The organism is Veillonella orientalis (genome assembly GCF_018406505.1).
In the GTDB taxonomy this organism is placed as follows: Bacteria; Bacillota; Negativicutes; order Veillonellales; family Veillonellaceae; genus Veillonella; species Veillonella nakazawae.
The window spans coordinates 823829-848823 of record NZ_AP022322.1; the positions used below are offsets into that span (position 1 = coordinate 823829).

Genomic DNA, 24995 nt, shown 5'->3' on the forward strand with positions numbered 1-24995 from the left:
TGAAATATAAATCTATAATTATATCTTAACATAATTAAGACATCTAACATTATGATTTAGTATTAAATTAAACCTTCTAAATGAAGTACTACTTGTGCTAATGCTGTTGCACAGATGAAAGTACCTGCTGTTACAGCTAGTGCAACAGGAATAATACGCCAAGATAAGCGGCGGAATGCACCTAGGTCTTTACCTAAGGATAAACCTGCATAAGCAAGTACAGGTGTTGTTGTAGCAAGAAATGTAACTTGACTAGTTTTAGCAATAATCCATTCTTGGCCAGGCATACCTGGTAAGGATGCAATAACACCAACTAAAGATACCCAGAATACCATAGGCAATTTATTAGCATATGGCAAGTTAGAGATCAAGGCGCCAATTGTAGCAAGGGCTGCCAAAATAGCTACGCCAACTAAACTATCGCTAAATAGATGTTTACCATCCATTACATTACCTACAGCAGTAATGATAGCAGCAATACAGATAACGATGACAAATTGTGTTAATTTTTCGCTTTTACTCATGACTTGCTGCCTCCTCTGCTAAATCTTGTTCACGTGTACGACCTGTAAAGAAATTGTATGTTTTTTCCATAACAGGTAAAGAAACAAATAGACCAAAGTATACGCCTAGAACGGTAGTTAACAAGTTTGCTGCCCCTGCAAGAGCCATAATTTGTTGTTCGTAATCTGGATATACCGCAATGATTGGAGCTGTAGCGGCAGCCATCATACTAGCACTACCTACGCCAGCGCCCATAGCCAATGCCAATGGATGGAACCAACCAGATTGTGCCAACATACCAGCCAATACGGAGGACCACATAGCACCAATAAGAACGCCACAGATGTACATGCCCATAACACCACGGCCCTCTGGAGAGCTAAAACCGAATTTGTCGATAATAATCGCTACATTCGGTTCACGGTCTACAGAGTAACATGCACCTACTGCTTCACGACGCATACCTACTAATAAAGCTACCGGTAAACCGAATACAATAGTACCAAAGAAGTGGCCCAGCTCTTGTAGTAATAATGCCCAGCCTGCACTTGTAAGAATACCAAGATTTGGACCAATACCTAAACCTACTTTTACCATCAAGATCATAACGGCGATACCGATATAATCAGCAGATTTTTCCATCTGTTTAATAGTAAGAATTTTAAATTTAGGAATAGAAATTAATAAACCTAGAATCAATGTGTACAATAATGGCAATAATACAACAGGACCTAGTTTTTTTATGCCTATAAATTCAGCGACTACGGTTAGTACGAGCGCTAGAAAATGTATTTTGAGATTTCCCAAAAGCTGCATAATGACCTCCTATAAAAACATATAATATAACATTGTTATATTATAAATAATTGTTATCAAAAGTGTCAACTACAGATGCACATATGTCTATTAGCATTATCTTTTTTCAATCATATAAATACCCTTTTCAGCATCAACTACTTCACTAATAATTTTTTTTATCATTGATGGTTCTACTTTATGAAACCTTTGATCTTGTTCATCATAATAAATGGCCCATTCAGATATAGATGCCGGAATAGTGTCACTGTCGTAATCTTTATCTCTCCAAACGGCATCATCTCTAAAATAACTTAGTCCATCTTTTACTAATTCTGTATCTAAACAAAATTCACCAGCTAAGCTAACATGATTATCTAATAGAAGATCTCTAACAATGATAGCTTCATATTCCCAACTTAGAAAACATAAATAGTCAAAGTATCTAAGTGCTATCTTGTGATCCCAACGATTGTTTAAAACCATATTTTGAAATAACTTATTTACTAACACATACTCAGAAGATATATAATAGTCATTAGTTAAAAGGAAATTATATATCTGTTGAATTTCTTGTAGTTCTAACGTTTTATCTTCATTTATTTTGTCTATAGGCAACGAAGAAAATATTGTATCCATATAGTACCTCATAATATATTTGAACAAAAGGCAGTTTGATTTCTCAAACTGCCTTTTTACTGTCATTAAATTATGGAATTTAAAAACTTTACACTTTGCAACGGCTTACCAATTTCTTGTTCGCAGTATGCAAATAGTAGCTTTTCAAGTTCCTTCCAAATTGTTTTGGGAAATTCTAAAGGCGTATCTTCGCCCCACTGATAAGCGAGAATTTTAGGTAATCCAGCTTTCACAGAACGAGAAATGCTAAGATTTGTTGTTTCTCGCACCTGCAACCAGAATGGCTCAATGCCATCTTGATGGGTAAAAGCATTAGAACTTGGTACAACCCCCGCTAAGGACAGCAATTGCCAGCCAAGCATTATCGTTCCTAGCTGTACATTGCGGCGTCGAATTTGCTTAGAATAGTTTACAACGGTATCAAACACCTTGCGATCTACATCATACATAGCAAATAGTTCTTGGATGAGCTCACTCGCGACTGCTGCGTAAGCAATATTATCTAAATTCACATCTAACGATTCTACCACATAGGAACCATCAATTTGCGTTACATTTACATATTCACCATCAGGTACCACTGTGATATACATGGCACTAAAGGGACGTAAATAGGAACTGTTACGCATGGTCATCATACGCTTATGCGGTATGGATGCACGAATTAGCCCCAGGCTAGGCGTGATAAAAGTAAATACGGAGTATAGCTTATATTTTTTTCGACTAATGACGATGGCAGGTGTGTTAAAACCACCATTAAGCTTCTTCATGTTCTTCTTCCGTTGTTTCCTCTTCAGGTAAAGGTGTTACTTTAATACGAGAAACGCGATACCCTTGCATTTGTGTTACTTCAAAGGTATATCCCAATGCATCTACTGTATCACCAACGATTGGCGTCCGTTCTAAGAGACCAAATACATAGCCCCCGATTGTATCAGAATCGGAATCGTCGATTTCAACGTCCATCATTTCTTCTACTTCGTCTACGAGAACCTTACCATCAAATTCAAAGGATCCATCTGCATAAGCAATTTTAGCTGGTAAGTGTGGTTCATGTTCATCTTGAATATCGCCAACGAGCTCTTCAATAATATCTTCAAGACCTACGAGACCTACCATACCACCGTACTCATCTACAACAACAGCTTGATAAATACGGCGGGTTCTCATGTATTGTAGTAATGTAGATAATTTCATTACCTCTGGCACAGTTAAAATATCTCGTTTTACATTACGCAAATCCTTACGCGCTTGATTAGGACGTTCCATGAGGTCCTTAATATGAACAAGACCGATGATATGATCCTTATCCTCTACACATAGAGGGTAACGGGTATGTGCTTTAGAGCGAATAAATTTCATCGCCTCATCATAGCCGTCTTCAACGAAAATACAGTCTACATCTTGACGCGGTACCATAACCTCTTTAGCTCTACGGTCTACAAAGTTAAATACATTGTCGATTAACTCAGATTCCACTTGGTCTAGTTGACCTTCTTCATGGCTTCGAGAAATCATCATACGAATTTCTTCCTCAGAGTATACAAGGTCTAACTCTGTTAAATATTTTGTTTTGTAAAAGCCCAAAATAACTGTGGAGATTTTGCTAGCAATCCAAATAAACGGATATACCAAACGACCTGCCGCTACTACGATACGGCAATAGGTATTTACATACTTTGTTGGGAACGATAAGCCTAATGCTTTAGGTACGATTTCACCAAAGATAAGAACAATTAAGCTAATAAATAGCAATAAAAGTATATCTAGTACAAAGTGCATCCACGTACTATGTACATTAAATACCGATACAAGTTGATTTACGATATTATCAAATACATAGGTACCAGTTCCAGCAAGAGCCAAAATAAAGAATAAAATCAAAAACTGCGTCGTATTTAAGAAATACTCAGGGTTTTGATAGAGCTTTAATAAAAACTCTCGATCCTTTTCCAAGAGGATATCCATATCCTCTACATGCTCTTTACGAAGACGAGCAAAGGAGAACTTTGCAACCACAAAAAAGTTAATTAAAAATATACATACAAGACCAAACCCTATGGGTAACAGGCCATCTACACTATCCATCTTAATTCCTTTCATACAATTGAGAAAACAAGTTAGTTTTTATTATAGCAAAAATTATTTTCTATAACCAAGTTCAGATAACATGCCAGATTTATTACGCCAATCCTTTTTAACCTTAACCCAAAGGTCTAAGTACACCTTTGTAGCCAATAGTTTTTGAATATCTGCACGGGCTTCAGCACCTAGTTGTTTTAACAAGGCACCTTTTTTACCGATGATGATGCCCTTTTGGGAATCTCGTTCACAGTAGATAGTAGCGCGAATATAGGTTGTGCCATCATCACGTGTTTTCATTTCATCTACGTCTACAGCGATAGCATGAGGAATTTCATCACGAGTAGACAATAAGATTTTTTCGCGTACGATATCGGAAATAATTAAACGTTCTGGTTGATCCGTAATCATATCTTCTGGGAAGTATTGCGGACCTTCAGGTAATGTTTCCTCTAATACCTTAAGAACTTCAGTTAAGTTCTCTTTATCTTTAGCAGAAATAGGAATGACCCCTGCAAATGGATATGCATCTTGATAAGAAACAATAGCTTCTAAAAGCTCTTCTTTTTTGAGAGTATCAATCTTGTTAACTACCAAGAATACAGGAACCTTTACACGTTTCAATTGTTCAATAATAAAGTTGTCCCCAGGGCCACGCTTTTCATTACCTGCTACTACAAATAAAACAGCTTCTGTTTCTTTTAAGGATTCAATGGCAGCGTCTACCATGAATTCACCTAATTTATGTTTTGGCTTATGTACACCTGGTGTATCCATGAAGACGATTTGTTTTGCTTCATCTGTATATACACAGATAATACGGTTACGGGTTGTTTGAGCCTTATCGGATACAATAGCGATTTTGTCGCCAATAAGAGCATTAATTAATGTACTTTTACCAACATTAGGTCGTCCTACAACGGCAACAAAGCCAGATTTAAAATGTTCGTTTTTATTCATTGTATGGTGCATCCTCCCGCACATAACCGAGGTTACCTAAGATAAATTCCTCTTCAGTACGCATCTCTTTTTTATCTTCATCGTTCATATGGTCATAGCCTAAAATATGTAAGCAGCTGTGAGTCGTTAAATATGCTAATTCTCGTTCAAAGCTATGTCCATATTCAATAGCTTGTTCACGAGTGCGCTCTAAGGAAATAATCATATCCCCAAGTAAGTGATGTTCCTCTTCACTACCTTCATAATCATCCCCTTCATTTAGAGCAAAGGACAATACATCGGTTGGTCTATCGATACCGCGATATTCCTTATTAAGCTCGTGAATTTTTGCATTATCGCAGAGTAAAATACTCATTTCATCTTCTTCAAGGCCATATACGCGACTTACTTCATCACAAACTTTACGGATAACGGCCTCAATATTGGAATCCTCTTGAATTCCTTCATCATAGCTAATATTTATATACATGCTTATCCTTTCGCTATATTCTCTTTGGATACTGCGTTAGATTCTGCAGTCTCACCAGCTAACTTACGTTCGTGATATGCATCGTAAGCTTTTACAATACGACCTACTAAATCATGACGGACAACGTCTTGATCGCTAAAGTAAACCATATTAATACCAGGTACATGACGCAATACCTTTTCAGCCTCGCCGAGACCAGACACAACACGTGGTGGCAAGTCAATTTGTGTCTTATCACCGTTCACAACCATTTTAGAGTTATTACCTAAACGGGTTAAGAACATCTTCATCTGTTCAGCTGTTGTATTTTGAGCTTCGTCTAGAATAACGAACGCATTTTCTAAGGTACGGCCACGCATATACGCTAGTGGTGCTACCTCGATAGTACCGCGTTCCATAAAACGTTGTACTTGCTCAATGCCAAACATTTCATGTAATGCATCATAAAGAGGTCTCAAATATGGATCTACCTTATCTTGTAATTCGCCAGGTAGGAAGCCTAACCGTTCACCAGCCTCTACAGCAGGGCGAGTCAAAATAATTTTATCTACATTGCGGTTTTTTAAGTAGAATGCAGCTAAAGCTACGGCCAAGAATGTTTTACCTGTACCAGCAGGGCCAATACCAAAGGTAATGGTATTTTTACGAATGCTATCTACATAGTATTTTTGTCCTTCCGTTTTAGGCGTAATATTTTTACCCCGCATATTAACGGATAAGGTATCTTCAAACATAGTATGTACAGCATCAGCTTTGCCATTAGCTACGAGTTTTGCGGCAATACGAACTTGGGACTCAGTGATGGTACTGCCTTCACGGTATAAGAATACAAGTTCTTCTAGCGTACGATATAAGGCCTCTACTTGTTTTTCATCGCCCTTGATAACGACAGTATCACCACGTGCCACTACATCTGCAGAGATGACTTCAAGCATCATATGTAGATATCGATTATGTTGACCTAGTATGGATTGTGCTAGGTCATATGTAGGAAATGTAAAAACTTGTTCGCTCATATAACCTCCTAATCTATAAACTTACGAACGGCTTTGCCGTTTAAATAATCACATAAATCACCTTGATGAGCATCTAGTTCGTCTAACTTATCATCAATTAAATCTTGAACACGCCACCATCCCATAGACCAGTTTGTAAATAACGTATTATCTTCAGGTGCTCTCCCAACAAGACGTTGTAATACAATATCTGGATGCAAGTGACGAACAAAATTCACAACCCGATCAGCATATTCTTCAGCACTAATTAAGGTAAATTGCCCCTCTTGATACCACTTAGCCATCAATGTATTTTTCACAATATATAAAGCATGCAGTTTAACTTGATCTACGCCAAGGGCTGACAAAATACGGGCCCCTTCGATGGTATCCTGCATTGTATCCCAAGGCAAATTAACAATCATATGGGTTGTCACATTAAATCCGTATCTCTTAATGCGCAATACAGCATCAATAAACTGAGCTAAATCATGACCACGATTAATCTTCTCAAGGGTATCATAATTGACCGTTTGCAATCCTAATTCAATATAAATATCCTTATGAAAGCGATCTCTAATGTCAGCTAATATGTCTAAATATTCATCGGCAATGCAATCTGGTCTTGTAGCAATAGCAATGCCTACAGCTTCGTCGATACAGCCTTGTTCCATATAGCTTTTAAAGTCATCAAGTCCCAAATAGGTATTACTAAAGTTTTGATAATAGGGTATGAATTTTTTCGCCTTGTACTTAGGTCCAATGTGAGCAATATTTTCCTCTAATTGCATACGCACTGTCATCCAGGCAGGACGATTTTCATAGCCCGCACCAATTTCACCGCAGAAGGTACAGCCTCCTACACCTGCCGAACCATCTCGATTTGGACATGTTAGCGGTAAGGCAACAGGCAGCTTATAAACCTTCTCTCCATAGGTTTCTTTATAATATTTAGATACCATGCGGTATCGTTTTGGTCTCGTTGTATCGGTCATAACACTCCTATTTAACTAACCAATCATCGCTTGTTAACAAGCCTCTATGTCAGGACGTATAAATGGTTTAACCTCTTTATTAACGTCGATTACAACTGTAAATGGTGTACTAGGTACATTATCTATGCCCAATACATATGCCGTATCTTTGGACATCGGCATTTCTACATATTGTTGGCGAATCTTACGCCATTCTTTAAATGTATAGTTTGGAATATACTGAGATGCAATCTCTTCGTTTCGCCAGAATGCTTCCCCTTCTTGTAAAAATTCCTTTGTCTGCTTCGGCAAACCTACGGCTTCGCTTCGAACCTTACCACGATAGCTAACAAGAGTGTCGTACTGTAATAATTCGGCTGCTACTTTGTCGCCTTTAGACAAGAAGAAATTATATAAGAACTCGATTTGGTCAATGTCTTTTAAATTAACCTTGTGATTACCAGCATCAAGCCATGCCTGTGTCATTTCACAGAAATAAGAAAAAGCGTCTTTTTTAGGCTCCACTTTAGTTGGATCATACTTTTTAATTGGTGGTACATGATTTGTTACTGTATCTTCACCAATTATTGATGTATCAGTATGTTCCTTAATAAGCTTACTACCAATATAACCAAAGACAGTTCTAAAACGCTCACTATTATAGAATCGTTCAAATACATCTTCAAAGTGCTTTAAGAAACGAACGTCTTTATATGGCAATACATGGGTACTTAAGACCTCGTAAGGAGCTAAAGGATCACTAATATATTGGTATTCCGTCATACGGCGTACACCAGATCCTTTTAATAGTTTCAAGAAACCTATTTGCAGCGCATGAGGTTGTAAACTAAATAAATCGTTAAAGGATAATCCAAATCGTGCTTTATTTTCGTAAGGTAAACCTACAATTAAATCCATATGAACATGAGTTCTACCTGCTTCAATAATAGGTCTAATTGCCTTTTGAATATACGGCCAATCATTATATCGATTAATAGCATCCAAGGTTTTCTTATGTGTACTTTGTACGCCTACTTCTATTTGAATACGCCCTGGTGGTGTTTCACAAAGAATATTGGTTTCCCACTCTGTCATGAGCTCTGGTTCCATTTCTAGATGGAAATTAGTCTCTGTATCAGCATCACGCATGAATTCCATCATAGGGCGATGATGATGTGGTGCACAGTTAAATGTTCTATCTACAAATTTAACCTGTTTCACCTTGTGATCGATAAACCATTGTAACTCTTTGAAGGTTCTCTCCTGTGGGAAGAACCGCACTGTATTCTTATTACCAGATAAGCAATACTGACAAGAGAATGGACATCCGCGAGAGGATTCATAATAGATGATTTTATGTTCTAAATCCTCCATATCCTCTTCTACATATGGGAATGGAATGGTACTAAGATCTTTAACCTCTACAGCCTCTGTAGAGCCCATAAGTTCGCCTGAAATATGACGTCCTCGTACCCCAGGGATTTCTTCTTCTAATCCATCCTTACCATTTTGTAATGCACTAATAAGTTGGTAGAAAGCTTCTTCCCCTTCACCTTGTACAACATAGTCAACAGCATGACATCGATGTAAGATTTCATCGGCCGTAAACGATACTTCTGGTCCACCTAAAATGATTTTAATATCTGGTCGAACGGCTTTCACCATGTCCACCACATGTAAGGTCATTTCAATGTTCCAGATATAGCAAGCAAAGCCCAATACATCTATATTGCGCTCTGTAATATCGCTGAGAATATGTAAAACAGGCATATTAATAGTATATTCTACTATATCGTATGCCTGTCCGTGAGCCTGCCCGTAGGCTTTGAGATACCGCAAAGCCAGGGAGGAATGTATAAATTTTGAGTTTAATGTGGATAAAACTACGTTCATAGGTCCCCTTTAAATCATCGAATGGCTCAGCCACCGTCTAGTCATAATATATATATTATACCATTAAAAGAGCCCAAAGATAAAGGAAACAATAGCACCCACTAAAATGACAACCCCTACTACAGAGAGGATAATGCCACCGAAGAATACAACAGCTGCTAAAACAACAGCTAATATGATAATCAAAATGATACGACTAAGCCAGCTTGTACTATTAAAGCTATACACCTTCACATGTGGCCCATATTGGTTATATCCTTCACTACGTTGATAGTCTTCGTTCACATTACTAGGTGTAGAGTCTACGTGAACAGAATCGCCTACCTCTTCAATGGTTACACCGTCAAACTCACGGCGTTCGTCATCAGATAATACCCGTGTATTAGGTTCTGCAGCACGTGTATTACTACTGTAGCTATCACTACGCTCACTACTTCTATATGTATTTTGATTGTTATTTATATTGTGTTGATCATTCATTGTTAAGTCCTTTATATGACCAAAATAATAATTAATTTTATACAACTTATTATACCATACTTTAATATAAAAAATGCAAATAAATATCCCCTACAGATATAAGTTCATATATCTATAGGGGATATTTTTATTTGTATTGCTTATACGACTTTAGGCTAACGCACAAATTAGTCTTTCAAGTATTTTTGAAGCAATTCATTTACCATACCAGGATTAGCACGGCCTTTAGATTCTTTCATAACTTGACCTACTAAGAAGCCAATAGCCTTACCATTGCCACCTTTGAAATCTGCCACTGGTTGTGGATTATTAGCAATAACTTGTTTAACGATTTCTTCGATAGCACCAGTATCTGTGATTTGAACAAGACCTTCTTCTTTTACGATAGTATCAGCATCCTTGCCGGATTCCCACATAGATACGATAACTTTTTTCGCAATTTTACCGGAAATTGTACCTTTATCGATAAGAGCAATCATACCAGCCAAGTTTTCTGGGCTTACTTTAGATTCAGCGAATGTTAAACCACTTTCATTAATCATCTTGGACAAGTCACCAAGCATCCAGTTAGCAACAGTCTTAGCATCTGCGCCTGCTTTTACAGTAGCATCTAAGAAATCTGCAGTTTTACGAGATACAGTAAGGATTGTTGCATCTTCACGAGACAAACCATATTCAGATACAAAGCGTTCAATCTTAGCATCTTGCAATTCAGGTAACGCACGGCGTACTTCTTCGATTTTTTCGTCCGTAATTACAATTGGTACCAAGTCTGGTTCAGGGAAGTAACGGTAATCATTTTCTTCATCTTTCTTACGCATACCAATCGTAATGCCTTGTGCATCATCCCAAGTACGAGTTTCTTGATCTACTTTGCCGCCAGCTTCGATCAACTTAGCTTGACGCAAGGCTTCATATTCAACAACCTTTTGAATAGCTGTTAAGGAGTTAACGTTCTTAGTTTCTGTACGTGTACCAAACTCTTTAGTACCGCGTAAACGTACGGATACGTTACAGTCACCACGCAAGGAGCCTTCTTCCATACGACCGTCAGATACATCTAAGTATTGCAAGATGGAACGTAATTTTTCAACATATGCTCTTGCTTCTGCACCGGAACGAATATCTGGTTCAGATACGATTTCAAGAAGAGGAACACCTGTACGGTTGTAGTCAACGTTAGAAGATTTAGAATCGGAAATAGTGTTACCACTATGAACGAGTTTACCTGCATCTTCTTCCATGTGAATACGCGTAATACCAATGCGTTTAGTTTCACCATTTACTTCAATGTCCAAATGACCATTTAAGCAAATTGGCAAATCATATTGAGATGTTTGATAGTTTTTAGGCAAATCAGGATAGTAGTAGTTTTTGCGGTCAAATTTATTAAAGTTTAGAATTTCACAATTCAATGCTAAACCAACTTTGATAGCAAATTCTACTACTTGTTTATTTAACACAGGCATAGCACCAGGCAAGCCAAGACATACTGGGCATACATGTGTATTTTGATCGCCGCCGAATTCAGTGGTACAACCACAGAAGATTTTAGACTTAGTCTTAAGCTCTGTATGAACCTCTAAACCAACGACTGTTTCGTATTTACTACTCATAGAGAAACCTCCCCAGTTGGTGCTACTAATTGACAGTCCGGACGTGCTTGTTCAAATGTGAAAGCAGCACGTAATAATGTTTCTTCACCCATAGCAGGGCCAAGTAATTGTAATCCAATTGGCAAATTATTGCTACTCATACCTGCTGGGATGCTAATACCTGGAATACCTGCAAGGTTTGCTGGTACTGTACAGATATCTTCTAAGTACATTGCCAATGGATCATTAGCTTTTTCACCAAATTTGTAGGATGTATTAGGTGCAGTTGGTGTCAAAATCAAATCCACCTTGGAGAATGCTTCATCAAATTCGTTTTTAATAAGGCGACGAACTTTCAATGCTTTCAAATAATAAGCATCATAGTAACCAGCACTCAATACATAGGTACCTAACAAGATACGGCGTTGCACTTCAGGACCAAAACCTTCTGTGCGAGTTTTAGTAGACATATCTACTAAGTTATCTGCAGGTACCCGCATACCATAACTTACACCGTCATAACGAGCCAAGTTGGAGCTAGCTTCTGCCAATGCAATGATATAGTAAGCAGACAATGCATATTTAGAATTAGGCAAGGAAACCTCAACGATTTCAGCACCTAATTTTTTGTATGTTTCGATAGCTTCTTCAATAGCTTTACGAACTTCGCTATTGAGACCTTCACCAAAGAATTCTTTTGGTACACCAATTTTTAGATTTTTTACATCATTTACAAGCGCTGTAGTGTAGTCTACACGAGTGCCTGGAATGGACGTTGAATCTTTAGCATCGTGACCAGAGATTGCATTTAATACTAAAGCGGCATCAGTTACATCTCGAGTAACAGGTCCAATTTGATCCAAAGAGGATGCGAAGGCAATTAAGCCATAGCGAGATACATTACCGTATGTTGGTTTTAAGCCTACAACGCCACAGAAGGATGCCGGTTGGCGAATAGACCCACCTGTATCAGAGCCAAGAGCCCAAATAGCAGACCCGCTGGATACAGCTGCTGCACTACCGCCAGAAGAACCGCCTGGTACGCAATCAGCATTCCAAGGATTAGATGTTTTAGCTAATGCAGAGTTCTCTGTAGAGCCACCCATAGCAAATTCATCCATATTAAGTTTACCAAGACTAATGTAATGATTGTCTTGTAAACGTTCAATAACTGATGCATTGTATGGAGGCACAAAGTTTTCCAACATTTTAGATGCACATGTTGCAGGTTCATCTTTAATACAAATATTATCTTTAATTGCACCAGGAATACCTGCCAATGGGGAAATAGCATCACCTTTAGCAATTGCTTCATCTACAAGCTTAGCTGTAGCCAAAGCACGATCATGAGAATCGGATAAGTACGCATGTACAGTCGGTTCCACTTTCGCTTTATGTGCAATAACAGCATTCGTCAATTCAACAGCGCTGATTTCTTTATTCGCTAGTTTCTTGTGTAATTCATGAATTGTTGCCACAGCGTAACCTCCTATTCTTGTACAACGCGAGGTACCTTAAAGTACCCATCCTCTGCTTCTGGCGCATTGGATAAAGCTAAATCATGATCAAGGGATGGTTTTGTTTCATCCTCTCTAAATACATTGTGCAATGGTACTGCATGAGCCATAGGCTCCACACCATCAAGTTCTAATGCATCTAGTTCAGCAACATAAGTCAAGATGTCGGACAACTCTTTTTCTACATGTGCCATATGTTCTTCCTTAACTTCCAAGCGTGAAAGTAAGGCGATTTTTTTAATTTCCTCTTGGCTGATTTTCATCGAGACACATCCTTTCATAATTATTTATTATAAAGCAAATAATATATATTTTCAAAATATTGTAGAATGTATGTCTATTGGATTTCTCCGAGTTCCCGTAGGAGTTCTACAAACTCTTCTTCATTCATAACACGAATACCCAATTCATTTGCTTTAGTAAGTTTACTACCACTGTCTTCGCCAGCAATAACAAGGGTTGTTTTCTTAGAGACGGAACCTGTTACCTTTGCGCCATGAGCTTCAAGAATCTTACCAGCTTCACTGCGGCCCATAACCTCAAGCTTACCTGTGAGAACGACAATTTCTCCTTCCATTTGGTTGCCTGCTGCTTCAACAACATCTACAGTCATTTTAAGTCCTACCGCTGTTAAACCTTCAATGATTGCTACATGAGCAGGATCTTGACGGTATTCAACAATACTATCAGCCATAGTAGGACCGATTTCTTCTACCGCCACCAATTCTTCTTTAGTAATTGTCATGAATCGTTCCATAGATTTCACAACGTTAGCAATTGTGCCGGCTGCTTTAGATCCAATTAGGCGAATACCGAGGCCATACAATACGCGGTCTAATCCACGAGTTTTAGAGTCTACGATGGCTTTCACCAAATTTTCTGCAGATTTCTTACCCATCCTATCCATGGTAACTAGTTGATCTACCGTTAAATGATATAAATCCACCACATTAGTGATTAACTTATTATTAATCAAGTTTTCTACAATGCTAGGACCCAAACCATCAATATTCATAGCATCGCGAGATGCAAAATGGATAATTTGTTCTTTTTCAATGGCAGGACAGTGTTTATTAGTACAACGAACAGCGGCTTCACCTTCACGACGAACTGCCGGAGAGTCACATACTGGACAGCGATTTGGAATAGTGAAAGGCACCTCAGAACCATTACGTTTTTCTGGAACTACGCGGATGACTTCTGGAATAATTTCAGCCGCCTTGTGAATGATAACGTGGTCACCAATGCGAATATCCTTTTCATTGATAAAGTCTTGATTGTGTAATGTTACACGACTTACATTCGTACCAGATACGAATACGGATTCAAGCTCGCCTGTTGGCGTAAGAACACCTGTACGTCCTACATTGATAGTAATATCCTTAAGAACGGTTTCTACCTCTTCTGGAGGATATTTGTACGCTGTTGCCCACTTAGGATCCTTCGCAGTACTACCAAGTACCTCTTGGTCATCAAAACTATTGACCTTAATTACCATACCATCTGTATCGTATGGCAACTCATGGCGCTTTTCACCCCAATAATTAATAGCCTCTATGACCTCGTCAATTGTTTTGCATACGCGGTAATGAGGGTTTACAGAAAACTTAAACGTTTCTAAGCTTTGTAATAATTCCTCTTGGCTATGAATATTAGCCCCCACTTCAGAACCGATTGCATAGGCAAAGAATGCTAAATTACGACTAGCCGTAATGGCAGGATCTTGCTGACGCAAAGAACCGGCTGCTGCATTACGAGGATTTACGAAGGTAGGTAAGCCCTCTTCGTCACGTTCTTCATTTATACGTTTAAATTCACTATGAGGCATATACGCTTCACCGCGAACCTCGATAAATTCTGGCGCATTCTCTAAATATAAAGGAATGGATTTAATAGTACGCACATTAGCAGTTACGTCTTCACCAATGCGACCATCACCACGTGTTACGGCACGTACAAACATGCCGTTCTCATAGTGCAAATTAACAGCTAAACCATCGATTTTAAGTTCTACCACATAAGCAGAAGGCTTATGACCTAATTCCTTCTCTACACGACTAGCAAATGCACGTACTTCATCAGCACTAAATACATTAGATAAGCTCAACATAGGACGGCCATGAACGACCTTTTCAAAGGAACCTTCCACCTTCATGCCTACCCGTTGTGTTGGAGATGATGGCACAATATATTCTGGATGAGCTGTTTCCAAATCAACAAGCTCACGATATTTTTTATCATATTCAAAGTCACTCATTGTAGGAGCATCTTTTACGTAGTATAAATACTGCGCATGAGTTAACTCTTGTTGTAACTCTTTAATTCTATCTTTCGGATTCATATTACATCCCTTTTACTGTGCAGTAACACTCTATACGTTCCTAACAAGTAATGTAGAGAGGTTAACTGCCATACACAAGTTTTATCCCTTCTTAACAGGTGCAAATTTTGCCATTACTACACGTACACCTTGTGTGGGGAATTCAATTGTCAGCTTCATACCAGCCCCTTCGCCGGCAACATTGATGACTTTACCATTGCCCCACTTACTATGAATAGCCGTATCACCAACCTTCCAATCGGCAATTACTTCATTGCGAACGATTGGCTTTGTAACTGGTCGGCTTGTGACACTCATATGTTGCGGCACATGACGCTTAATATCATCAGGTACTTTACGCTTAGCACGCAAACCATCTACTAACTCTTCTGGAATTTCATCGATAAAACGAGATGGTAAATAGCTGCTAGTGCGTCCAAATACGGTGCGCGTAGTGGCATTAGAAATATATAATTCCTTTTCAGCGCGAGTAATACCTACATAAGCAAGGCGGCGTTCCTCTTCAATTTCCTCAGGGTTCATCAAGGTACGACTATGAGGGAATAAACCTTCCTCCAAGCCACCTAAGAATACAATAGGGAATTCCAAACCTTTCGCAGCATGTAATGTCATCAATGTAACTTTAGACTCTTCTTGCTCGAAAGAATCAACATCATTTACCAGTGCTACTTGTTCCAAGAAGTCTTCCACTGTACCAGTTGGATTTGTATCTTGGAAGTCTTTAGCTACAGATAAAAGTTCACCGATATTTTCAGCGCGAGCCTGATCTTGTGGATCTGTACTCTCTTCTAATTGTGCCAAGTAACCGGTTCTATCGAGAATAGATTCTAAGATATCAAGCACAGTTTTATCTTCCATTTCAGCTACAAGAGTAAAGATAAGAATACCAAATTCCTCTAACTTTTCCTTTGTCTTCCCTTTAATCGTATCTACTAGATGCAACTGTGTTAATGTCATAAACAAGGACGTGCCATTCGAGCGAGCATAATCTTGTAGTTTTGCCACTGTAGTAGCACCAATACTACGCTTAGGTACATTGATGATGCGCAATAAACTTAAATCATCGAATGGATTATATAACACACGTAGATATGCCAAAACGTCCTTAATTTCTTTGCGATCGTAGAACTTTGTGCCCCCTACCATAGTATAGGGCAATGCTCTCTTAATCAGTGCTTCTTCAAGTACACGAGATTGAGCATTTGTACGGTACAAAATAGCCATATCACCATAAGGTACACCATGAATATCGTGCTTTTTAGCGATGGTATCGCCGATGAAAGCAGCTTCTTCATGTTCAGACTGAGCCGTAAAATGTTGAATTTTAGCCCCTTCTGTCTTATCTGTCCATAAATTTTTCTTAGGACGACCTTCGTTATTTTCAATTACTGCATTGGCTGCATCAAGAATAATCTTTGTAGAACGGTAGTTTTGTTCCAACTTGATAGATGTGCAGTTTGGATAATCCTTTTCAAAGTCCAAAATATTTTGAATATCTGCGCCACGCCATGCGTAGATACTTTGATCAGCATCACCTACAACGGCAATATTTTTCCAATGAGAGGCTAATAATTTAGCCAATAAATATTGAGCATGGTTCGTATCTTGATATTCGTCGATCATAACATAACGAAAACGCTTGCTATATTTATCTAACACAGCCTCATTGGACTGCAATAATTTAACGGCTACCAATAAAAGATCATCAAAATCTAGAGCATTATTCTTACGCAATTCCCGTTCATAATACTCATATACATCAGCAACCTTTTGTTGGTAAAAGTCTCTCGCTTGCTTTCTAAAATCTGAGGCAAATAACAATTTATTTTTTGCATCAGATATGGCACCAATCATAGCACCTACAGGATAGTATTTATCGTCGAGGTTTAATGCTTTTAAAGCAGCCTTAATAACAGCTTGCGAGTCAGATGTATCGTAGATTGTAAAGTTACTGTTATAACCTAAGAAGTTATCTAATTCAAAACGCAAAAATTTCGCACAGAAGCTATGGAATGTGCTGAGCCAAATTCGATTAGCTACATCACCTACTAAACCTTCTACACGACTTTTCATTTCTTTTGCCGCTTTATTGGTGAAAGTAATAGCTAAGATTTCATAAGGATTAACACCTTGAGCCAATAAATGTGCAATACGAACAGTTAAAACCTTTGTTTTACCAGATCCTGCACCGGCTAAAATCAATAAAGGGCCTTCCGTATGTTGAACGGCTTGTTGTTGCTCTTTATTTAAACCTGTTAATAATGAATTCATCGGAACACCCCTATCGCCCTTACATATACTATAGTTTGATAATCATATAAATAGAGAAGAAGAACGTTGCAAGCAACGTTCTTTTCCCTTTGTATACTACTATACTATTTCATAGCACCAAGAATTGGTGGTACGATTTGTTTTTTACGAGACATAGTATTTGGCAAGAATACGCCATTGTCTTTAACTTCTTTTTCAAATGCTTTTGTTACTACAGCTTCTACATCACCGCTGAATAACAATGTAGTACTTTCATCAAGAATATTTGTAATCATGATGTAAGATGCATCGTAGTTATTCGCAGTACGAAGAGCCTCTAGTGCAGCAACAAGTTCAGCTTGTTTAGCCAATACATCTGTTGTATCCATAACGGAAATTTGACCGATAGAAATCGTTTTACCTGCTTCGGAGAATTCTTTCATATCTGTACGAACGATATCATCGTTAGTCAAATCAGAAATATCAGCACCAGCTTTTAACATATCAAGACCATAAGACTCGATGTCAACGCCAGCGATTTCAGCCAATTTATGTGCCATTTCTTTATCTGTTTCTGTACATGTTGGAGAACGGAATAATACAGTATCAGAAATGATAGCAGACAACATCAAGCCAGCAATACCTTTAGGAATTTCTTGATTATTTTCCATGTACAATTTAGTAATAATTGTATTGGAGCAACCTACTGGTTCTAAACGCATGAATACAGGACCATCAGTTTCGAAATCACCAATGCGGTGATGATCCACAACACCACACATATTCATAGATTTGTAACCATCGATGATTTGTTTAGATTCGTTGTGGTCTGTTAAATATAAGTTGCCACCTTCTGGAGCAAACTCTTCCCAGTTTTTAACGATTTGTGGGTGTTCAAAACCAAAATGATTCAAAATATATGTTGTTTCTTTATTTGCTTCACCTGCACATACTGGAGTTGCTGGTGTGCCCATTTGAGTTAACAAATTAGCAAAGGAAATAGCAGAACAAATGGAATCTGTATCAGGGCTTTTATGACCTGCTACATATGTTTTTACGTCACTCATAATATACCTCTTTTATATTAATTTCACACTTAATATCGACTTACGTCAATCCGATTTTTAACTATATTATTATATCATAAATTATACAAAAAAACACGCCACTACTAAGTAGTGACGTGTTTTTGTCATTCTACAAATTTATTTAATGTAGATGATTAGTCGTGATTTTTTTTGCGGTTTGTCAATAAACCAGGTCCAAGTGTTTCAATGATGATGAACAACATTGGAATGATAAAGATACCAAACAATGTAGCTGTGGTCATCCCTGCTACTACTGTAATACCCATGGATGTACGAGCACCAGAACCAGCACCAGTAGATACTGCTAGTGGTAATACCCCAAGGATAAACGCAAAGGATGTCATCAAGATTGGACGCAAACGAATTTTTGCAGCTTCGATAGCGGCATCAACAACGTTCATACCACGCTCGTCAACACGAATCTTTGCATACTCGATGATCAAGATCGCATTTTTTGCGGCCAACCCAACCAAGGTTAAGAGACCGATCTGCATGTAAATATCATTTGCTAAAGAATATCTGCCTGTGAAGTTCAACAAGAATGGTACTAGAGAAGCACCAATCATACCAGATGGTACAGAGAACAATACGGCAAATGGAACCTTCCAGGATTCATATAAAGCAGCCAAGATCAAGAATACGAATACTAGACCTAAACCAAGGATTAACATAGTTTGAGAACCAGCTTTCAATTCTTCACGAGATTGGCCTGCCCAGTCATATGTATAACCTGCTGGTAATGTTTTAGCTGCTGCCTCTTTCAATGCGTTTATAGCATCACCAGAGGAGTAACCATTGGCTTGGGAACCACCGATTTGTACAGCCATGGCATTATCAAAACGAGTAATACTAGATGGTGTACCAGTTTGTTCCTTCGTAATATAGTTGGAAACTGGAACCATGAGGCCCTTGCTATTACGAACAGCCAACATATTAAGCTGATCAGCATTTTGACGGTATGCATCCTCAGCTTGAACCACTACTTTATAGTTTTTACCATATGTAGTGAAGTCATTAACTTGAATACTACCATAGAAACCTTGTAATGTAGTAAAGATATCAGCTAATGCTACCCCATCTTGAGCCGCCTTTTCACGGTTTACATCAAACTGTAAGGATGGTGTAGATGTATCAAAGGTAGTATAAATAGATTGAATTGCTGGACTCTTACGAGCTTCTGCAATAAATTCATTAGCACGTTCCGCCATAACTTGAGGGCTGTCACCAGCTTTGTTAATAAGGTACATGCTAAAGCCACCAGTAGTACCAAGACCTGGAATAGATGGTGGATTCAATGCAACAACTGTTGCTTCTGGTACACCTTGTGCGGCAAAGCCAAATGTTTGACCAATCATGGCGTTGATAGATGTAGCTTGTGTTGTACGATACTTCCAGTCAGACATAGTAGCAAAGATTACACCTGCACTAGATTTTTGACCACCACCTAAGAGGTCAAAGCCTGCTACAGTAAATACCTCTTGGAATAATTGCTCATCTTTAGGCTTTTCAGGATCATTTTTTCCTTCTAAGAAAGAGGCAATTTTTTCAAGGGTTGCCATGGTACGTTCAGATGTAGCACCAGGTGGCTCATTAACAGCAATCATGTAGTAACCGCTATCCTCTGCAGGTACAAAGGATGTTGGTAAGAAGTGGAATACTAAACCTGTACCACCAGCAAAGATTAACAATGCAATAACAGTTAAGCTCAAACGATGGCTTAAACGAGCCAATTGGATACCATACCAATTACTAAAACGCTCTAAAGCTGCATTAAATTTATTTAACTGACGATGTACCCAGTCTTCACGTTCTTTTGGTTTGTGAGGCTTCAACATCGTAGCACATAATGCCGGTGTCAAAACAAGGGCGACAATCGCAGAAATAACAACAGATACAGCGATTGTTAAGGCAAACTGTTTATAAAGGATACCTGTCATACCACCCATGAAGGCAACTGGTACGAATACCGCTACCAATACAAAGGCGATACCAATTACAGGGCCTTGTACATTTTCCATCGCTTTAATAGCAGCGTCTTTAGGAGACAAGCCATTATATTGTAATTCGTACTCTACCGCTTCTACTACTACGATAGCATCGTCAACAACGAGGCCGATAGCCAATACCATGGCAAATAGAGTTAATGTATTGATGGAGAAGTCTAATAATACGAAAGCCCCAAATGTACCAAGTAAAGATACTGGCACAGCAATCATCGGGATAATTGTAGAGCGCCAAGATTGTAGGAACACATATACTACGATGAGAACGAGTAATAATGCTTCTACAAATGTATGCTCTACCTCATTAATGGAAGCACTTACGAATTTAGTATTATCTACAACTACGTTATATTGCATATCTGGTGGGAAAGATTTAGATTGTTCATCTAATACCTTCTTAACATTCGCAATAGTTTCTAATGCATTCGCATCATTTTGTAAGGAAATAGCAAAACCTGCTACCTCTTTATGCGCGGACTTAGCAATAAAGTCATATCCTTTAGCACCAATTTGAATGCGAGCAACATCTTTTAGATGCAATACCTTACCATTAGAGCTTTTAATAGCGATGTTACCAAATTGTTCAGGTGTCACAAGACGACCTTCAATTTTGATAGGGTATTGAAATGCTTGTTCCCCATTAGTAGGATTTTGACCAACTGTACCTGCTGCAGCCTGTAAGTTTTGTCCCTTAATAGCTGCGGTTACTTCAGAAATAGTAACACCAAGATTTTGCATCTTCGCTGGATCTAACCAAATGCGCATAGCATAATCAGAACCGAACTCTTGTACAGAACCGACACCCTTAATAGCTTTGATGGCATCCATCATATAGTTAGTACCATAGTTTTTTAAGAATGTGGAGTCATATGTACCGTTTGGGGAGTTCAAAGAGAAAATCAAGGCCATATCACCAGAGGATTTAGTAGTTGTAACACCAACTGCTTGTACCTCTGCAGGCAACTGTGCAAGTGCTGCTTGAACACGGTTTTGAGTATTAACCGTATCCATATCGGCATCTGTACCTTGATTGAACTGAACAGTCAAAGAGTAGCTACCGTTACTAGAGCTACTAGATGTCATATAGTCCATATCTTGTACGCCTACAATTTGTGTTTCAATAACACTAGCCACGGTATCATTTACAACTTGAGCCGTTGCACCAGTATAGGCAGTATTTACACGAACTGTAGGTGGAGAAATTTGAGGATATCGAGCTATCGGAAGGCTCATCATAGAAATGAGACCTACCAAAGTAATAACGATGGCTATTACGATGGCAAAGATAGGTCGATTAATAAAGAATTTCGACACGATCTAGCCCCCTTCTATTTTGTAGCTTTTAATTGTTCTTTTGAAAGCAATTTAGCATTAACTTTCGCACCGTTTTTAACCTTAGTCAAACCATCAACGATGATTGTGTCTCCAGGTGCTAAACCAGCTTTGATAATTGTATCGCTACCACTTGTACCGCCAACTTCAACACTTTTTTGTTCTACTACACCATCAGCATTTACAACAAAGATAAAGTTTTTATCCATAATTTGAAGAATAGCGCGACTAGGAACAAGGATAGCATTTTTAAGTTTTTGACCAGGTGAGATTACTGTGGCAAACATATTTGGCAATAACAAATGATCAGGATTTGGGAAGGACGCTTTTAACACGAGCTTACCTGTTGATTGATCAAGACTTTTTGCTGCTTGAACAATAGAACCAGGTTGATTATACGTTTCGCCATCAGCAAGTTTTAATTGAATATTTGGACCATTGGAATCATCGCCAGTTGGATTTTTCATGAAGTCAAGATATTCTTGCTCTGTCATACTAAATTCAACAAAGATAGGATCGATAGAATCAATGGTTACTAATGTTGTAGAACCTGCTTGTACAAATGTACCCATATCGATATCATCCATACGTAATGTACCAGAATACGGTGCATATACCATTGTATCGCCTAAGTTATCTTGAGCAATTTTTACGGATGCTTCGTATGCTTCATAAGCTGCCTTAGCTTGTTCTGCAGTGCTACGTTGTGTATCTACACGTTGTTGCGCAATAGCATCTTGTTGAGCTAATGTTTCATAACGATTAAGGTCTACTTCAGCATTTTTATAGTTTGCATTAGCTTGAGCAGCTTGTGCTTCTGCATTGGCAAGAGTAGCTTCGTATTGACGAGAATCGATACGATATAATGGCTGACCAGCTACAACTTGCTCCCCGCCTTTAACATATTTTTCAACTACGTAACCACTTACACGAGCATGTACAGCTACAGAGTTTTCTGCAACTACTGTACCAGCATAGGTTTGGTTTACCTGTGCATCACTTGCAGTAATTTTGTATGCATTGACACTCACATCGCCTGCTTGCTGTTGATTACTGCCACAACCAGCAACCATTACAGCGGATACAACGAGAGCCGCTAACATACGGGAATAACGGAACTTCATTATCTGTACTCCTTTACACGAAACTAATCATCTATGTGTCATAATTACATATATTTCTTTATATATTTTACAGGATTCTATAGACAAAGTCAATTTTTTCGATACCCTTCCACCTTTATAAAACATAGATAAAATCTGATTAAATTCATATTCATTGTGCACAATCAAAACGATAAAAATTATTGACATTTTAGATTCTTTGTGTACACATTTTCTAATTAAATATCTGTGCTCCGTGGTGAAATCATGGTGAAATTTCAAGCGAACAAATACGTATTTAAGCAGTCATATAGGAACACTAAAAAAAGCTAGAAGATTAGGTAACTACTGCATTTGTACAGTATTTACGTATCTTCTAGCTTTAGCTTAAATATTGGTGGAGATGAGGGGAGTCGAACCCCTGTCCAAAAGTGTTGCCATATAGACTTCTCCGAGCACAGTCTATGATTGAGATCTCAGGTTGCTACCGCTCACAGACAAGCTACACAACCCCAGTTCATGTTGTCTCGCCTAATTCATATGAACAACTGAATTAAGCCAGCCTACGATTTGACGTCCATTCACACTTGGTAGGCACAAGTATGAGGGACGTAGCTTATGCAGCTAATGCAAAATTTTCTTCTGCGTTTAAATGTTTTCCCACCGTTTAACGGCCTCATGGAACGCCGACTCGCTATCTATACCACACGCACCCCTGTCGAAACCTTTACATCCCCGTGCGTCGGTCTCATAATTATAAGCCTATTTACTAGTGCTGTCAATTCAACCAAAACTTTACTAGTCCAACACTCTTATTTACTTTACTGTCTGCATCGCTTTATGCAATATATGACATACATAATCTATTTGTTCTTTATTATGTGCAGCTGTAACGGTCAATCGTATTCTACTTTCACCAATAGGTACTGTAGGTGGACGAATAGCAGTTCCAATGATTCCAGCCTCATACAAATAGTTCGAAACGGCTAATGTATCCTCGTTACGTCCAATAAGGATTGGAAAAATTGGTGTTTCATTGGTAGCATCAATTCCTATGGAAATCAATTGGTCTGCCATATAGTTTACATTTTCATGTAATCGCCGTAAAACAGATACATCTGATTCAAGAACATGTAGTGCAGCTAAGGCGGCCCCTATATCAGCAGGAGATAATGCGGTAGAGAATATAAAACTACGACTCGTATTAACGAGATAATCTATGATAGTGCTATTTGCAGCTACATAGCCACCAACAGAGCCTAAAGATTTACTCAATGTACCAAGTTGTATGTCTACTTCTTTTTCAAGTCCAAAATAGGCCGCTGTACCATGACCATTACCAATAGTTCCAGTTGCATGGGCATCGTCAACCATGAGCAATGCATTGTAGTCACGGGTTAATTCATATAATTTATCAAGTGGTGCAATATCCCCATCCATACTAAATACACCATCTGTGACAATTAGCTTTCGTGCATTACGATCTACTTGCTTTAATAAATACTTTAGTTCATCTACATCACAATGACTATAAGCCTTTACAGAACCTCTACTCAATCTACAACCATCAATAATACTAGCGTGATTTAAAGCATCGCTAAAAATGATAGTATTCTTATCAGCTATAGCAGAAATAGTTCCTACATTGGCCATATAACCAGTATTAAATACAAGGGCTTTTTCAGTATTCTTAAATTTAGCCAATGACCTTTCGAGCTCTGTAAATAATGGAAACGTACCAGATACAAGGCGCGATCCACCAGATCCTGTTCCATATTGTTGAGTCCCTTTCAGAGCCCCTTCTATGACACGAGTATCAAAAGTTAAGCCCAAATAATTATTTGAAGCCATCATCAAATATTCTTTATCATCTCGTTTTACTCGCACTGCATCAATAGGGCAGTATTCTTTTAAGGTTCGTAGATTATGATTCTGTACCTTAGCATCTAATTGTCCTTTAAAATATTCGTACATT

General features: G+C 38.4%; 20 protein-coding genes and 1 other RNA gene. All 21 read right to left on the minus strand.

Going from position 1 to position 24995, the window contains the following annotated elements:
* Positions 1-62: 62 nt before the first annotated feature.
* The 21 genes from VEIS1202513_RS03725 to bioF all read right to left on the minus strand — a co-directional run bounded on the left by VEIS1202513_RS03725 (position 63) and on the right by bioF (position 24994).
* Positions 63-524 carry a hypothetical protein gene (locus VEIS1202513_RS03725; RefSeq protein ID WP_213467870.1) on the minus strand — a complete coding sequence of 154 codons (462 nt, stop codon included), beginning with the start codon at positions 522-524 and terminating at the stop codon, positions 63-65.
* Positions 517-1320, minus strand: a complete 804-nt coding sequence (locus tag VEIS1202513_RS03730) for a DUF3100 domain-containing protein (protein WP_118091262.1) — start codon at positions 1318-1320, stop codon at positions 517-519. Before VEIS1202513_RS03730 ends, VEIS1202513_RS03725 begins: the two co-directional genes overlap by 8 nt.
* Positions 1321-1416: 96 nt before the next feature.
* Positions 1417-1938 carry a hypothetical protein gene (locus VEIS1202513_RS03735; protein WP_213467871.1) on the minus strand — a complete coding sequence of 174 codons (522 nt, stop codon included), beginning with the start codon at positions 1936-1938 and terminating at the stop codon, positions 1417-1419.
* A gap of 65 nt (positions 1939-2003) precedes the next feature.
* Positions 2004-2708 (minus strand): DNA repair protein RecO, encoded by a 705-nt coding sequence (recO, locus tag VEIS1202513_RS03740; RefSeq protein ID WP_213467872.1) that lies wholly within the window; start codon positions 2706-2708, stop codon positions 2004-2006.
* On the minus strand, positions 2695-4026 hold the full coding sequence (locus VEIS1202513_RS03745; protein WP_213467977.1) for a hemolysin family protein: 1332 nt from the start codon (positions 4024-4026) through the stop codon (positions 2695-2697). The genes recO and VEIS1202513_RS03745 overlap by 14 nt, the downstream gene beginning before the upstream one ends.
* A 54-nt stretch (positions 4027-4080) precedes the next feature.
* Positions 4081-4980 (minus strand): GTPase Era, encoded by a 900-nt coding sequence (era, locus tag VEIS1202513_RS03750; RefSeq protein WP_195185797.1) that lies wholly within the window; start codon positions 4978-4980, stop codon positions 4081-4083.
* A complete protein-coding gene (gene ybeY / locus VEIS1202513_RS03755; RefSeq protein ID WP_105093830.1) occupies positions 4973-5449 on the minus strand; it encodes an rRNA maturation RNase YbeY in 477 nt (158 codons plus the stop codon). Before ybeY ends, era begins: the two co-directional genes overlap by 8 nt.
* A 2-nt stretch (positions 5450-5451) precedes the next feature.
* A complete protein-coding gene (locus tag VEIS1202513_RS03760; protein ID WP_213467873.1) occupies positions 5452-6465 on the minus strand; it encodes a PhoH family protein in 1014 nt (337 codons plus the stop codon).
* An 8-nt stretch (positions 6466-6473) separates the two neighbouring features.
* On the minus strand, positions 6474-7439 hold the full coding sequence (gene mnmL, locus VEIS1202513_RS03765; RefSeq protein WP_213467874.1) for a tRNA modification radical SAM protein MnmL/YtqA: 966 nt from the start codon (positions 7437-7439) through the stop codon (positions 6474-6476).
* A gap of 33 nt (positions 7440-7472) precedes the next feature.
* Positions 7473-9311: a B12-binding domain-containing radical SAM protein gene (locus VEIS1202513_RS03770; protein WP_213467875.1), complete on the minus strand. Its 1839-nt coding sequence runs from the start codon at positions 9309-9311 to the stop codon at positions 7473-7475.
* Between the two features lie 63 nt (positions 9312-9374).
* Positions 9375-9791 carry a DUF4229 domain-containing protein gene (locus VEIS1202513_RS03775; protein ID WP_213467876.1) on the minus strand — a complete coding sequence of 139 codons (417 nt, stop codon included), beginning with the start codon at positions 9789-9791 and terminating at the stop codon, positions 9375-9377.
* A gap of 167 nt (positions 9792-9958) precedes the next feature.
* Positions 9959-11407, minus strand: coding sequence for an Asp-tRNA(Asn)/Glu-tRNA(Gln) amidotransferase subunit GatB (gene gatB / locus VEIS1202513_RS03780; RefSeq protein WP_213467877.1), 1449 nt, complete (start codon positions 11405-11407; stop codon positions 9959-9961).
* Positions 11404-12864, minus strand: a complete 1461-nt coding sequence (gene gatA / locus VEIS1202513_RS03785) for an Asp-tRNA(Asn)/Glu-tRNA(Gln) amidotransferase subunit GatA (protein WP_213467878.1) — start codon at positions 12862-12864, stop codon at positions 11404-11406. The genes gatB and gatA overlap by 4 nt, the downstream gene beginning before the upstream one ends.
* A gap of 11 nt (positions 12865-12875) precedes the next feature.
* Positions 12876-13166 carry an Asp-tRNA(Asn)/Glu-tRNA(Gln) amidotransferase subunit GatC gene (gene gatC / locus VEIS1202513_RS03790; RefSeq protein ID WP_004696952.1) on the minus strand — a complete coding sequence of 97 codons (291 nt, stop codon included), beginning with the start codon at positions 13164-13166 and terminating at the stop codon, positions 12876-12878.
* 74 nt (positions 13167-13240) lie between these two features.
* Positions 13241-15244 carry an NAD-dependent DNA ligase LigA gene (ligA, locus tag VEIS1202513_RS03795; RefSeq protein WP_213467879.1) on the minus strand — a complete coding sequence of 668 codons (2004 nt, stop codon included), beginning with the start codon at positions 15242-15244 and terminating at the stop codon, positions 13241-13243.
* A gap of 81 nt (positions 15245-15325) precedes the next feature.
* On the minus strand, positions 15326-17515 hold the full coding sequence (pcrA, locus tag VEIS1202513_RS03800) for a DNA helicase PcrA (protein WP_213467880.1): 2190 nt from the start codon (positions 17513-17515) through the stop codon (positions 15326-15328).
* Between the two features lie 104 nt (positions 17516-17619).
* The gene (locus tag VEIS1202513_RS03805) at positions 17620-18561 is read right to left on the minus strand and encodes a manganese-dependent inorganic pyrophosphatase (protein WP_213467881.1); all 942 of its coding nucleotides are present in this window, start codon (positions 18559-18561) and stop codon (positions 17620-17622) included.
* A gap of 155 nt (positions 18562-18716) precedes the next feature.
* On the minus strand, positions 18717-21899 hold the full coding sequence (locus tag VEIS1202513_RS03810) for an efflux RND transporter permease subunit (RefSeq protein WP_213467882.1): 3183 nt from the start codon (positions 21897-21899) through the stop codon (positions 18717-18719).
* A 14-nt stretch (positions 21900-21913) separates the two neighbouring features.
* A complete protein-coding gene (locus tag VEIS1202513_RS03815) occupies positions 21914-23041 on the minus strand; it encodes an efflux RND transporter periplasmic adaptor subunit (RefSeq protein ID WP_129823070.1) in 1128 nt (375 codons plus the stop codon).
* Positions 23042-23415: 374 nt separating this feature from the next.
* Positions 23416-23757, minus strand: a transfer-messenger RNA (tmRNA) gene (ssrA, locus tag VEIS1202513_RS03820).
* A gap of 79 nt (positions 23758-23836) precedes the next feature.
* Positions 23837-24994 carry an 8-amino-7-oxononanoate synthase gene (gene bioF / locus VEIS1202513_RS03825; protein WP_213467883.1) on the minus strand — a complete coding sequence of 386 codons (1158 nt, stop codon included), beginning with the start codon at positions 24992-24994 and terminating at the stop codon, positions 23837-23839.
* Between the last annotated feature and the right edge of the window lies 1 nt (position 24995).